Source organism: Microthrixaceae bacterium (genome assembly GCA_016702505.1).
Taxonomy (GTDB): domain Bacteria; phylum Actinomycetota; class Acidimicrobiia; order Acidimicrobiales; family Iamiaceae; genus Aquihabitans.
Window position 1 is genome coordinate 103,771 of record JADJDU010000009.1, and the last position, 13,600, is coordinate 117,370.

Below are 13,600 nucleotides of genomic sequence, written 5' to 3' on the forward strand. Positions count from 1 at the left end.
CCCGTGCGGCAGTGATCGCGACGGGCACGGCGCCGGCGAGCTTGCACCGAGAAACTTCGATTCCCAGAATCGACCCGAACCTGGATCAGCTCCGGGCTGCCCTCACCGCGGGTCGGTCCCACGCCTCCACGAGTTGGCCCCCCACTCCCACCTCGATGCAGCCCGAGTCACACCGGCACGGCGAGGCACCGACAGCCCGGATGGGCCGGCGGGCACAGGTCCCCGGTGGGAAACGGCGAGCCCTTGCGGACCGCGCCACCCAGGCGATTGTCATCGCAGTCGGGGCACGGTTGGTCGCCGTCATCCAGCAGCCAACGGAACTCGGTGTCGTCGGGGGCCGCCTCGGCCACCCCCCGGGCGAAGGCGACCATCACGAAGTGGCGCGACGTGTCGGCGATTCGCTGGGTCTTCCACTCTCGATAGCAGGCTCGGATCCGCTCACCGACCTCGTAGTCGTCTCCCCCATCGGCAAATGCCCTCTCGAGCTGACCTCTTATCTGGCGGAGGATCTCGGCAGAGACGTCACCAGCCAGATCGAACACGTCGGCTCGACGCTGCGGCTCCTCACCGAAGAACCCGGCTCCCACCCGCTCTGCTGCGGCTAGGTCTTCGAGGGCGGCGGCGCGGTAACGCTCGTGATGGTCGGCGTCGGCGGGAAGCACCTCGTCTGCGGAAGGCTCGCCCTTGGTCCGACGCAGCAGGTCGAGCGTCTCGTTCTGTTCATCGGCCAGTACCCGCTTGAGGCGACGGGCCAACTGTCGCTCCACCTCCTGGAGCGCGGCATCGCGCCGGTCGAGCAGGTCGGCATCACCGCCTGAGACTTCGGCCGAGCCACTAACTGAGCCATCGACGGGTTCGGCGGTTGCGGCGGGATCGACGGAGGCGTGGGGGCTGGTCGAGTCGTCACCGTCCCCACCCTCTGAGCCCGGGTAGTCGGCAGTGACCTCGGTGCCGTTGGCGGTGGTTTCGGTGTCCGAGTGGTTGTCGGGGTCGTCCTCGTCAATACGGTCAGCACGGATGCGGGCAAACAGAGCATCGATCCGACCTTCACGATCAACGGTCTGGACCTCGCCGTCCTCGGTCTCTGTCACCTCGGACTCATCGCCCGCCGACGAGTCGTCGCCGACCACGAGCTCCTCGACAAGGGGCTCGGGCAGGACCTCTGGCAACGCCTCGGGCAGGCCAGGATCTGACAGGTCGGCCTCGGGCAGTGGTTCCGGCAGCGTCTCAGGGAGATCCTCCACCAGGTTCTCAGGAAGGGCCTCAGGGAGAGACTCGGGGAGGTCGATCTCGGGACCGGGCACGACCTCGGTGCTTGGGACCGAACTGGCCACCCGATCCGGGACGTCTTCCACCTCCGGAACGGCCTCGGGCCCGGCATCGACAAGCTCGCCAGCGTCTGAATCAGTATCTCCCAGCACGACCTCGGGCCCGGCCGAGGTCACCTCATCGGCCAACTCCGTAGCGTCGACGTCCGGCTCCGGCTCTGGCTCCGGCTCCATCGAGACGGTGGCATCAGCATCGGCATCGGCATCGGCATCGGCATCGGCATCGGCATCGGCAACCGACGGCCTTGGCTCTTCGGCCGGCACGGGCCGGCCGGGTTCGGCGTCGTCCACCGGGTCAGAGGCTTCCAGCACGGCCCGATCGGTGGCCACATCACCTAGAAGAGACAGGTCGATGGTGGTGTCTCCGACCAGCCGTCGCGAGGCTGCCAGTTGGGCCTCTACGTCAGACAGGGCCACCGCCAACGAGTCGCGGGTTGCCGCCAGATCCTCGAGCTGAGACCGGGCGCTACGCCTACGGTCAGCCAGATCGGCGATCACCCGCTCGCGGTAGCCCCGGGCCTCTTCCACCATGGTCCGGCCCTGGTCTTTGGCCGCCTGCACCACTGTCTCGGCCTCTGCGTCGGCCGCAACCGCCCGCGCCTCGGCCGCGGTCACCGCGTCTTCGCGAATGCGGCGAGCCTCATCGGTGGCTTCGCTCAACAGGCGCTCTACCTCCACGGCCGCCTCGGCCTTGACGGCATCGGCTGCGGCCTGTGAGTCGGTGCGGTAGCTGTCGGCCGCTGCCCTGGTGGCTTCGCTGTAGCGGTCTGCGTCAGCCCGCACCCGCGTGTTGTAGCCATCGGCTTCCCCGAGGATGGCCGACGCCGCCGTCTCGGCTTCGGCCGTGCGCTCGGTGAGCACCGATGCCGCCTCTGCCCGCAGTCGTTCCACCTCGGCGGCGGCCACCGCCCGAAGCTCGGCCACCTCGGCATCGGCGCTGGTCCTGATGCGCTGGTCGTACTCGTCGGCGGCGGTGCGCTGCGCCGCGGTCTCGGTCTCGGCCGAAACCCGGGTCTCCTCGGCGTAGCGCTCGGCATCGGCTCGCAAACGGCGATCGGCCTCGTCGGCCGCGGAACGCACCTGTTCGGAGTAGCGGTCGGCCGCTTCACGGGTCAGCCGATCACGCTCGGCGATCTCCTGCTCGCGACTGGCCGCTGCCTCTTCGGCCCGATTGCGGATGTCTGCGGCCGCGTTGCGAGCCGTCTCGAGCACCCGCGCCGTCTCCTCGCCCAGCAGCTGGGTGACCGCGGTCTCGTCCAGGTCCTTGGGGTCAGCGGCCCGACGCTCGACCTCTACGAGGCGACGCTCCATGTCCTCGTAACGAAGCTTGGCGTCACGGATCTGAGAGGCCACCGACAGCAAGAAGGCCCGGACCTCGTCGGGTTCGTAACCCCGCCGGGCCTGGGTGAAGGACTTACCGGCTACGGCGTCAGGTTCGAAGACAGGGCGGTCAGGCGGATCAGCAGGCATCACCACCGATGGTACGACCGGGCCGGTCGCGGATCGGGGAACCCCCCAGGAGATCAGCTGGCCGCAGCGGCCGGCACCGGATCTCCACCCAGCTCGACCATCATGTCGAGTGCCTCGTCGAATGTGGCCACTCCCCTTACCGCGATCCGCCCGTCAGCTGCCTCACTGGCCTCGGCCACCTCCTCCACCGGAACCAGCATCATCCGTGCTCCCGCTGTGACCGCGGCCTCCAGCTTCTGCCGCACCCCGCCCACCCGGCCGACGGTGCCGTCCAACTCCATGGTGCCGGTGACCGCCACTCGGGCTCCGCCGGTGAGCTGGCCCGGCGTCAGCCGGTCCAAGATGGCCAGGGCGAAGGCCAAGCCCGCGGACGGTCCACCCACATCACCGGCATCGATCTCCACGTTCACCGGGAAGTCGTATGAGGGCCGGCTCTCCAGGCTGACACCCAACATCGGGCGAGACCCGTCATCGGGACGGGCGACCAGCTTGGCCTTCACCGCATGCCTCTGGGTCGACCCCAAGGGTTCGACTTCCAGAGCGACCTCCTCGCCCGGTTCGTGGGTGGCGATCACATCGACGAGGTCCTGACCGGACTTCACCGACCGGCCGTCGGCCCCGACGATCGTGTCACCGGGGGTGAGCACCTCGGCCGCCGGATACTCCGGCCCGACGTCCATGACCACTGCGCCGGTGGTGCTGACCCCCACGTCCATGCCAGCTCGCTCTATGGCCACCTTGGCCGCCTTGTCCTTGGCGCTGGTCATCAGGGCCCGGTTGAAACGGCGGTTCTCCTCGCGGGTTTGGGTCCCGTCTACGAGGTCCTGTTGGAGTACGTCGATACGGTCGTCGGTCAGAGCCCAGATGACCTCGGCTCCGAAGGGCTGGCGGACCGACACGGTGAGGAAGAACAAGTCCTCGGTGACCTCTTCGTCGTGGAGATCGGGTCCGTCGGGAGCCGAAGTGATCGACACCAGCGGCTCCACCGACCACGCCGAGCCCGGTGACAACGTGTAGTAGGGCACCGGACGGACGGCCAAGGTGATGACCATCACGGTGAGAGCCGCCACCGCCGGGCCCACGACCCACCACAACCAGGTGAAGCGAAAGGACCGGAGCAACGACACGGTCGACCAGCGTAGGGGCCACCCTGGCGAAGACCTCGTCGCCAGGCTCGGCCGGCGACCCGAGCCGACAGCGACCTCGGTACGATGAACGGGCCTGTTTCCGGCCCGAGGGCACCCCTTGACCGCAACGCCCAGCCCCCACCTACCCGAATCCGAGGTGGCCCACCGTCGTCGTACCGCGGCGGTGGCCGGCCACCGCGGAGATCACGAAACGGCCCGGGAGTTGCTCCACGACGTCGACGATTCGGTGCGCTCCACCGCGCTGGGCGCCTTGAACCGTTGCCATCACCTCACCGGCGTAGACCTCGACAAGGCGCTCGACGACCCGTCACCGTTGGTTCGGTCCCGGGCCGCGGAACTGGTGGCCGAACTGGGTGGAGCGGGCGTGGCCGCGGACGTCGGTCTGGTCCGCCTGCTGAAAGACCCCGACCCCACCGTCGTAGAGGTGGTGGCGTGGGCCCTGGGCGAACTACACGACCCCGAGCCGGGGTCGGTATCGGCCCTTGCCGACCTGGCCCGCCACGCCGAAGACGCCCTGGTGCGCGAGTCGGCGGTGGCCGCCCTCGGCTCCATCGGTGACCCGGCTGGACTTCAGGCCATCCTGGCCGCCACCACAGACAAGGCCACGGTACGACGACGGGCGGTGATCGCCCTGGCTCCGTTCGAAGGCGACGAGGTCGACGCGGCTCTGCACCGGGCACTCCAGGACCGCGACTGGCAGGTCCGCCAAGCCGCTGAAGACCTCCTCACCCCACCCCCCGACCATGAACACCACGGAGAGGCCCCGTGACCGTTACGCCTGCACCCACCCATCCCCGTCTCGCTGCCCTACCCACCTTCGATTCGATCGAAGCCGAACGCCGGCACCGCCAGGAACGTCTGGCCGGGGCCCTGCGCATCTTCGGCCGTCTCGGGTTCTCCGAAGGAGTCGCCGGCCACATCACCGCTAGGGACCCCGAACTGACCGACCATTTCTGGGTCAACCCACTGGCCATGAACTTCCGTCACGTGAAGGTGTCGGATCTGTTGTTGATCGGGCCCGACGGGTCCGTGGTCCACGGCGACCGACCCGTCAACCTGGCTGCGGTCATCATCCACGCCGCCGTGCACGATGCCAGGCCCGACATCGTGGCTGCCGCCCACGCCCACTCGGTTCACGGCAAGGCCTGGTCCGCGCTCGGCCGCCCCCTGGATCCCATCACCCAGGATGCCTGCGTGTTCTTCGAGGATCACGTGGTCGTCAACGAAGGCGGCGGTCGGGTCGTGTTCGAGAAGGACGGGGGAAGGGCTCTGGCCGAGGGCATCGGAGAGCACAAGGCCGCCATCCATCGCAACCACGGGCACTTCACGGTGGGCCACACCGTCGACGAGGCAGCCTGGTGGTTCATCACCATGGAGCGGTCCTGTCAGGCCCAGTTGCTGGCCGAGGCCGCCGGACGACCGCACCTGATCGACCCCGAAGACGCCCGGTACACCAGGGAGATGACCGGCAGCCACTACGCCGGCTGGCTGTCGTTCCAGCCCCTGTGGGAAGACATCGCCCGCACCGAACCCGACCTTTTCGACTGACAGCGCCGCCGACCGTGGCGCGCCATGATGGCCCCGATGCCTGAGCCAGATCCCGAAAAGAACGTGCTCGGCGGCCCGCTCGAGGAGTGCGGCACCGACCCCGTCACCGGTTTCTACCGGGACGGCTGCTGCAGTACCGGACCCGGGGACCTGGGTAGCCACACCATCTGCGCGGTGATGACCGAGGAGTTCTTGGCCCATCAACGCTCCATCGGCAACGACCTGTCCACCCCCGTCCCCCAGTTCCACTTCCCCGGGCTTGTGCCCGGAGACCGGTGGTGCGTAACCGCTCACAACTGGCTCAGGGCCTATCACGACGGAGTGGCGGCGCCTGTGGTGTTGGCCTCCACCCACCAGGGAGCGTTGGAGATAGTGCCCTTCCACGCACTGACCGAGAACGCAGTTGACGTCCCCGCCGACGCCCGCGACCTCGACCTATAGGAGGCTGGTCAGCTGGTCGCTCCCTCGGCCACCACCATGGCTCCCGCAGTCGACGCGGTGTGGGTCAGCGTCAACAGCCAGCGATACACGCCGGCCGCCCGACCAAGCTCGGCGGCGCGCCCAGTGATGACAAGATCCGGGGCCCCGGACTCGGCCCGCACCACCTCCACGTCATGCCAGTCGATGGCCCCAAGGCCCACCCCGAGCGCCTTCATGACCGCCTCCTTGGCCGCGAACCTGACGGCAAGTCGTTGGGCTGGGTCCCGAGTGGAGTTGGCGTAGGCCCGTTCTGCCTCGGTGAACAACCTGATCGCCAACGATGGTGTCCGGGTCAATGCTCGACGCATCTGGTCTACCTCGACCAGATCGAAACCCCACCCGATCACCGCCATCGTCGATCAGATCCCGCGCCGGTTGTTCACGAAGGCGATCACGATCATCACCACCGCCACCATGAACACCAACGCGATCAGGACCACGGGTCAGCGAGGAGTGGGGGCATCGCCAGAACGCCAACGGTCGGCCAACACGTTCACTGGGACGGTGAGCAGCTCGATGGGCGGGAACTCCCCCAACAGGTCATCACGGAAGGTGGGTTCGGTCTCGGTGACCGCGTCCTTGAGCGCGGCGTAACGCCCGCGGTAGGACTCCAGCACCGACCGCATGCGAGCCGAGGGCAACTGCGGGTGGAAGCGGGCGTGCAGCAAGGTGATACCGGTGCAGTGATTTCCCTTCACCTCCGGTATCAGCACCAGGGTCCGGCCATCGCTGCGACCCACCGCCACGGTCACCTCCCGTTCGGTGGCCACCCGGTGCTTGGTACCCCGCAAAAGCGGGCTCTTCTCGGTTCGTAGCGGCAGGTCCCGGGCGATTCCGCCACGGTCCACCACCACGATGCTGGCATCGTCCTCCACGTCTCCCTCGATGCGGTAGCGGGTGTAACCCACCACCTCGTCGATCACCGCGTCCAGCCCGGCCAGGGTGCGCAGCGACTTGTAGCTGAGCCGGTCGCGAGCTGCCCCCGCGCTCAGCGCGGCGGCCACCAGCGCCACGTCGAGCAGGCTCTCGTCGGAGCGAGAGATCCCCACCGTCACCGTCTTGGCCTGATGCTTGATGGCATCGACGGGACGGGTCAGTTCCTCGATCGCTCCGGTGAGGGCGTGAGTCAGATCCTCGATCACACCGCTCGGAGTACCGACTCGACCGAACTCCACCTGGTAGGCGTCCAGCGGGGCGACCCCCGTCGCATAGCGGAACATGGCAGCCAGCCGAACCGCAGTGCCCGCCTCCAGATGTCCGTTGTAGGCGCCCGACCGCAGGCCGTCGTTGAACCGCTGGGCGATTGGTTCGAACACCGGGCGAAGGGTGGAGAACAGACGGTCGGCGTCGTCACCCAACGGTCCCGACACCGCGTCTTCTATGGCACCACGCGCTTCTCGCAACGGCAGGGCCTGGGCGTCGATGGCTAGGGCAGCCTCGTACCCGAACAGGTGCCCGACCACCGTGGACAACACGAAGGCCAGCTCCGGTCGAACCGACGGCACGGTGAGAACACGCAGGGCACCGCTGAAGCGGTCTTCGTCTTCGGTGGCGATCACCACCGGGGTGGCCTTGTGGGCCCGGTAGATGGCTACCTCTTTGGCCACGTCGTCGGCGTTGGACCCGATCAGCCCCGCTGCGCACACCAGGATCAACGGCTCTGACGACAAATCGATGTGTTTCTTGTCCTCGATGGCATCCGAGGCGATGGCCTTGTAGCAGAGCTCGGACAGCTTGATCCGGATCTCCTCGGCGGCGATCCGGTTAGCGCCCGAACCGACGATGGCCCAGTACCGCCGGGATGGGCAGAACTCCCTGGCCGCTTCGGCGATCTCGGGTCGACGGGCCAAGGTGGCCTCCATCTGGGCGGGGATCTCGCGCAGGCCGACCAGCAGGTCACTGCGGTCCTCGGCACCGTCCCCGTCGAGGTGAACCTCCTGGGCGACGGCTGACGCCAGCAGGAACCCGGCCGCGATCTGGGAGTAGAAGGCCTTGGTGGAGGCCACGCTCATCTCCACGTCTCGACCGTCGGAGGTGTAGAGCACTCCGTCGCTCTTGTCGGTGAGGTCGCTGGATCGACGGTTCACGATGGCGATCACCCGAGCACCACGGGAGCGGACCAGGTCGACGGTTCGGTTGGTGTCGGTGGTGGTGCCGGATTGGCTTATTGCCACGATCAACGTGTCGGACATGTCCGATCGCAACGAGAAGCCAGATAGCTCGGTGGCCGGCAGCGCCTGAACCCGAACCGGAGTCGACGCCACCTGCGCGGCCAGGGTCCGGGCCAGGCTCTGGCCCGCCACCGCGGCGGTACCTTGACCGATCACCAAGACCCGCGAGATCGCTCCAGACCGGAGGTCTTCCCGAACAGCATCCGGCAGCGTGTCGGGACCGAGGACAGAGCGTGCCAGGCCATCGTCACCGGTGACGATCTTGCCCCGCAGCGTCTTGCGGAACGACTTGGGCGCCTCTTCGATCTCCTTGAGCAAGAAGTGCTGGTAGGGGCCGCGATCGATGTCTCGGGTGGTGACCTCGGGGTCGATCAGTTCGCTACCCTCGACGGGCAGTGGCGTTCCGTCGTAGGCGAAGCGGGTGATGCCCTCGACGGTTCCGGCCTGGCCACCGTCTAGCTCTACCACCTGGCCCCGAGTGGCGGCTGGGTCATCGGGATCGGCGGGGGTCTCGCCGTCGAGGCGCAGGTACCGGGTGGCGTCCTCGACCACGCCGTAAGGCTCAGAGGCCACCACGTACAGGTCGTCGTCCAACCCGACGTACAGGGCTTGACCGCTACCCCGCAGGGCCAGCTGGATCCGTTCACCCGACGCCGACAGGTTGGCGGCGATGGCTACCGAGCCGTCGAAGCGGCGGACCGACTGGCGGAACGCCTCCACCGGAGAATCTCCGGCGGCGACCCGACGGGACACAAGCGTGGGGATCACCTTGGCATCGCTGGTGATCTCGGCCGCGATACGCAGCCCGTCGGACACCTTCAGGTCAGCGAAGTTGTCGACGTCGCCGTTGAGAGCAGCAGTGACGTACGGACCTGTGGCCAGACCCTGCTCGTCGGAGTTCATGGGGTGGGCGTTGGGCTGGCTGATGATGCCGATGGACGCCCACCGGGTGTGGCCCAGGACCGTCATCTCCGCGGAGTCGGCCAGAAGCGCAGCGGCCAACAGGGCGTCGTCTCGGATGGCGGTACGCAGCACCGTGGTGTTGTCACCCAACTCACCGATTTCGGCCGCGGCCTTGTAGGCGAAGCTCAGGTGGCCTTCGGGCGTGACCCGCACCGCTCCGGCGGTGAACAACGGATCGGTGCTGCGAGATCCCAGCAACGCCATCACGGTGGGGTCATCGAGGTCGAGGCCGTGCCCCCTCACCAACAAGCTCAGCCCAGCCGAGTCACGGCCCCGAACCTCGAGGCGGTCGATCGCCGACAGCGCGGCCTGCACCGAGGTGAAGGCTTCGATCGCAGCGCGCGTCGGGGTCGGACCGGCCAGATCGGCCACAGCCCGGGCGGTCCGGAGGCGATCACGCTGAACGGCCCACAGGGCGTCCTTGAGACTTATGACCGCAGCGTTGACCTGCTCCAGGGCCTTGGAACCGAAGCTGTCGGTGTCGAGTCGGGCCTCTCGCTGCTCCAGCAGGTCCCAGAGCTCCGTCACCTGCTCATCTATCGCTGCGGTCAGGCCGTGGTCACCCAGCAGGGCCCGCACCCCGGGGGTTCCCCGCAGCATCCGATCGACCTCTCCCACCCGAACGGCCCACGCGTCGAGGACGCCGAGGAGGTCATCGTCTGAGGCCGAGCCGATGTCGACTGCTGCACCCTCGAGCAGGCTGATGAGCTCGGCGGTGGTCGGAGGGACACGATCGCTGCGACGGCGCAGAACGGCGATGATGCCGCACATGGAGATCCTCGAAACAAGGTGAAGGCCCCAGAGTCAGGCGAACCCGAGGCAGTTTGGGTAACCGGACCATGGTAATGGTCCGGCTGTCGCCGGTTCCCGTGCGGCGCCACAAAGGGCCTCGGTCCGAGCGTCATCCAGCCCGACGAACGGCCTCAGCCAACGACTCGGCCACCGAACGGGCCTGTTCATCGGTGGGAGCCTCGACCATCACCCTCACCAGCGGTTCGGTGCCGCTGGCCCGCAGCAACACCCGGCCCGAGTCGCCCAGCTCGGCCTCGGCCGCCCGCACATCGGGGGCCACCTTGTCGATCAGCCGGGGATCTCGTCGATCGGTGCGAACGTTCACCAGCACCTGGGGCAAACGGGTCATGGTGTCGACGGCCAACTCGTGCAGCGCCCGTCCGGACCGCTTGACCACGTCCAGCAGGCACAGGCCGGTCAACAGACCGTCGCCGGTGGAGGCCAGGTCCCGAAAAATGACATGACCGGACTGTTCACCACCAAGATCGAACCCGCCCCGATCCAGTTCTTCGAGCACGTAGCGGTCACCGACCGCGGTGTCGACCACCGTGATTCCCCTGGCCGCCATCCCCTGACGGAACCCGAGGTTGCTCATCACGGTCACCACTACCGTCGAGTGGGCGAGCATCCCTCGCTGGTGGCGGTCGACGGCGCATATTCCGATTATCTCGTCACCGTCGACGAGGTTTCCGTTGGCGTCGACGGCCAGGACCCGGTCGGCGTCGCCGTCGAAGGCCAGTCCGACATCGGCGCCGGCAGCCACCACCGCGGCCTGGAGGTCGCCAGGATGGGTGGAGCCGCATCCCTCGTTGATGTTGACGCCATCGGGTTGATCGTGGATCGCGGTGACCTCGACCCCAAGGCTCGAAAAGACCTCGAGCGCCAGCGGCGACGCGGCTCCGTTGGCGGTGTCGACCACCACCCTCAAACCGGTCAGATCCCGGCCGTCGAGCACCGTGGTGGTCAGGTGACGGTGGTAGCTGGCCAAGCTGTCGAGATCGGTGGCGAGATCACCGACAGCCGAGCCCGACGGGCGGGCATGGGCATCTCCCCCGGCCCCCAGCACCGTCAACTCCGACTCCAGGGCTTCCTCGACCTCATCGGACAGCTTGCGGCCACCGGCGGCGAACAACTTGATCCCATTGTCCCCAAACGGGTTGTGCGACGCCGAGATCATGGCGGCAGGGCACCCGAGCGCCGCCGATGCGTGGGCCACCCCTGGGGTGGGGATCACACCGAGATCGATCACGTCCACACCCTCCGAAGCCAGGCCCGCGGCCAGCGCGGCTCCCAGCATCGGGCCCGAACGGCGGGTGTCGCGGCCGATGCACCACCGCTCACCGCCCAGCACGCGAGCCGCCGACCGCCCGAGCAACAAGGCCAATTCCGGCGTGAGCTCGACGTTGGCCACGCCCCGGACGCCGTCGGTACCGAACTTCAACGACATGAGGGAACCTCGACGTGTGCAACCGGGGCGGCATCCAGCCGCCGGACTGAGGAACTGGCCTGGTCCACGACGGGACCCGGACATCTGGACCCGGACGCGCCGCTGGCGTGGCCCCCGCACCGTAGTGGGGAGCACACGCCAGCGGTCGGTACCGGTGCCGGCAACAGCCGGCCGCCGATCAACGCTTGGAGTACTGGGGAGCCTTGCGGGCCTTCTTGAGGCCGTACTTCTTGGACTCCTTCTTGCGGTCGTCCCGGGTGAGGAAACCGGCCCGCTTGAGAGGGGTGCGCAGCTCGGGATCGAGCTCGATGAGGGCCCGGGCGATGGCCAGGCGCAAGGCGCCGGCCTGACCACTGACGCCGCCACCGTGGAGGGTGGCGTCGACGTCGTAGGTTTCCTCGGTCTCGGTCAGACGGAGCGGCTCGGACAGGATCATCCGGTGGGTGGGGTTAGGGAAGAAGTCCTCAACCTCACGACCGTTGATGGTGATCTTGCCTTCGCCGTTGCGGAGGCGGGCACGGGCGACGGCTTCCTTGCGGCGGCCGGTGGATTGCACGAGGGGCTTGGTCACAGCAAGGGCTCCTAGGCGCTGCGGCGGGCGTGGTCGAGCTCGAGCACCTTGGGCTGCTGAGCGGCGTGGGGGTGGGAGGGGCCGGCGTAGACCTTGAGCTTGCGGAGCTGGGCCCGGCCGAGACGGTTGTGGGGCAACATGCCCCGCACCGAGCGGCGCACGGCCTCCTCGGGCTTGCGATCGAGCAGATCCGCGAAGGTCTGCTCCTTGATGCCACCGGGGTAGCCGGAGTGGCGGTAGATCTTCTTCTTCTCCGCCTTGCCGGACGTGAGGACGACCTTGTCAGCGTTGATGATGATGACGTGATCGCCCATGTCCATGTGCGGAGCGAATGTGGGCTTGTGCTTGCCGCGCAGGATGCGGGCCACCTCGGTGGCCAGGCGACCCAGCACGAGGCCGTCGGCGTCGATGATCACCCAGTCCCGGGTGATCTCGGAGGCTTTGGGGGTGTAGGTGGGCACGCGGGGCGTTCCTTGGCTCGTGATGACGGGTGGCTCTGAGGGGCTGGGTGGCTGCACGACCCAGTGGGTCAGCGCCGATGGACCACAGGGCCGAGGGACGAGCGTAGGAGGTTCGAGCGATCGCAGGCAAATAGCACGTTTGCCGGGGTCGAGACGTGTGACTGGCGTCACTCCTGCTCGACCGGTTCGACGGTCATTCAGGACCGGCCCGAGTTCCACCCGGGATAGCGGACCGTCCATAGAGTCAGCCCTTGAGGTGGGGCCAGGTTCCCCACCCGAGCCCGGTCCTGCGAACGCATTATCTCCAGCACCTCGCCGGGGCGGCGGCGTCCACGGCCAACATCCACCAAGAGTCCCACCACCGAACGAACCATCTGGTGACAGAAGCTCGAGGCCTCGATCTCGAAGCGCAGCTCATCGTCATCCACACGTTCCCATCCGGCATAGACGACCCGACGCACCAGGGATGCCTCTTCCCCGTCACGGCGCTTGGGCCTTCGACAGAACGCCGAGAAGTCGTGCTCGCCGATGAGTGGATCACAGGCCATCACCAGGGCCGGCCAAGACAATGGCTCGTCGACGTGCCAGGCGTAGCGGGACCGGAACGGATCCGGGGCAGCACGGTTCACCACCCGGTACCTGTATCGCCGAGCGATCGCCGAGAAGCGGGCATCGAACTCCGACGGCACCACCGACACATCGCTGACCGAGATGTCGGGGCCGCACAACGCGTTCAGCGACTTGCCGACCAACACCGGATCGACCCGGCCAGCGGCAGCGTCGAAGGTCACCACTTGAGCGCGGGCGTGCACCCCCTTGTCGGTACGACCCGCACATGTGATCTCGACCTCGTGGCCCAGGATCTTCACCAGCGCCTCGACCAGTGTGCCGCCCACGGTGCGCACACCCCGGTTGACGGCGAAGCCGTGGAAGCCGGCACCGTCGTAGGCGACCACCAGCCTGACCCGCTCCACCGGTCCACTTCCGTCGGGTCCACCCGCCCCAGACCGCAACGCCTCACCGCGCCGAGCCCCAATGGACTCGGGCCCGTCACCCTCCACGGCTGGCCCAGGTTCCCCGTCCTCGGCATCGGTGATGTCGGGCAGGTCGAACAGGGTCATGGCACGACCATAGGAGCTGGCAGGAGGCACGCGAAGAGGCCCGCCCCAGGGGCGGGCCTCTTCGACAGGTTCTTGTCCATCCAGGACGGACCGTTATCGA

Annotated in this window: 11 protein-coding genes; 3 read left to right on the top strand and 8 right to left on the bottom strand. The window is 67.9% G+C overall.

Features of this window, described 5'->3' with window-relative positions; translation table 11 throughout:
* Positions 1-167 precede the first annotated feature (167 nt).
* Both IPG97_10265 and IPG97_10270 read right to left on the bottom strand, forming a co-directional pair.
* Positions 168-2,798, bottom strand: a complete 2,631-nt coding sequence (locus IPG97_10265) for a DivIVA domain-containing protein (GenBank protein MBK6856906.1) — start codon at positions 2,796-2,798, stop codon at positions 168-170.
* 53 nt (positions 2,799-2,851) lie between these two features.
* Positions 2,852-3,925, bottom strand: coding sequence for a PDZ domain-containing protein (locus tag IPG97_10270; protein ID MBK6856907.1), 1,074 nt, complete (start codon positions 3,923-3,925; stop codon positions 2,852-2,854).
* A gap of 118 nt (positions 3,926-4,043) precedes the next feature.
* On the opposite strand from IPG97_10270, the gene IPG97_10275 reads away from it, so the two are divergent.
* The 3 genes from IPG97_10275 to IPG97_10285 are packed head-to-tail and all read left to right on the top strand — an operon-like array spanning position 4,044 to position 5,935.
* The gene (locus IPG97_10275) at positions 4,044-4,715 is read left to right on the top strand and encodes a HEAT repeat domain-containing protein (protein ID MBK6856908.1); all 672 of its coding nucleotides are present in this window, start codon (positions 4,044-4,046) and stop codon (positions 4,713-4,715) included.
* On the top strand, positions 4,712-5,494 hold the full coding sequence (locus tag IPG97_10280) for a class II aldolase/adducin family protein (protein MBK6856909.1): 783 nt from the start codon (positions 4,712-4,714) through the stop codon (positions 5,492-5,494). The genes IPG97_10275 and IPG97_10280 overlap by 4 nt, the downstream gene beginning before the upstream one ends.
* 36 nt (positions 5,495-5,530) lie before the next feature.
* Positions 5,531-5,935 (top strand): DUF2237 domain-containing protein, encoded by a 405-nt coding sequence (locus tag IPG97_10285; GenBank protein ID MBK6856910.1) that lies wholly within the window; start codon positions 5,531-5,533, stop codon positions 5,933-5,935.
* Positions 5,936-5,943: 8 nt separating this feature from the next.
* Here IPG97_10285 and IPG97_10290 read toward each other — a convergent pair whose 3' ends face one another.
* From IPG97_10290 to truA, 6 genes are all read right to left on the bottom strand, one after another.
* Positions 5,944-6,327 carry a holo-ACP synthase gene (locus IPG97_10290; protein ID MBK6856911.1) on the bottom strand — a complete coding sequence of 128 codons (384 nt, stop codon included), beginning with the start codon at positions 6,325-6,327 and terminating at the stop codon, positions 5,944-5,946.
* A gap of 90 nt (positions 6,328-6,417) precedes the next feature.
* On the bottom strand, positions 6,418-9,879 hold the full coding sequence (locus IPG97_10295) for an SIS domain-containing protein (protein ID MBK6856912.1): 3,462 nt from the start codon (positions 9,877-9,879) through the stop codon (positions 6,418-6,420).
* 130 nt (positions 9,880-10,009) lie between these two features.
* On the bottom strand, positions 10,010-11,347 hold the full coding sequence (gene glmM, locus IPG97_10300; GenBank protein MBK6856913.1) for a phosphoglucosamine mutase: 1,338 nt from the start codon (positions 11,345-11,347) through the stop codon (positions 10,010-10,012).
* A gap of 178 nt (positions 11,348-11,525) precedes the next feature.
* Complete coding sequence (rpsI, locus tag IPG97_10305; protein MBK6856914.1) at positions 11,526-11,918, bottom strand: 30S ribosomal protein S9; 393 nt, start codon at positions 11,916-11,918, stop codon at positions 11,526-11,528.
* An 11-nt stretch (positions 11,919-11,929) separates the two neighbouring features.
* On the bottom strand, positions 11,930-12,619 hold the full coding sequence (gene rplM, locus IPG97_10310; GenBank protein MBK6856915.1) for a 50S ribosomal protein L13: 690 nt from the start codon (positions 12,617-12,619) through the stop codon (positions 11,930-11,932).
* The gene (gene truA, locus IPG97_10315; GenBank protein MBK6856916.1) at positions 12,577-13,500 is read right to left on the bottom strand and encodes a tRNA pseudouridine(38-40) synthase TruA; all 924 of its coding nucleotides are present in this window, start codon (positions 13,498-13,500) and stop codon (positions 12,577-12,579) included. Before truA ends, rplM begins: the two co-directional genes overlap by 43 nt.
* Positions 13,501-13,600 lie beyond the last annotated feature (100 nt).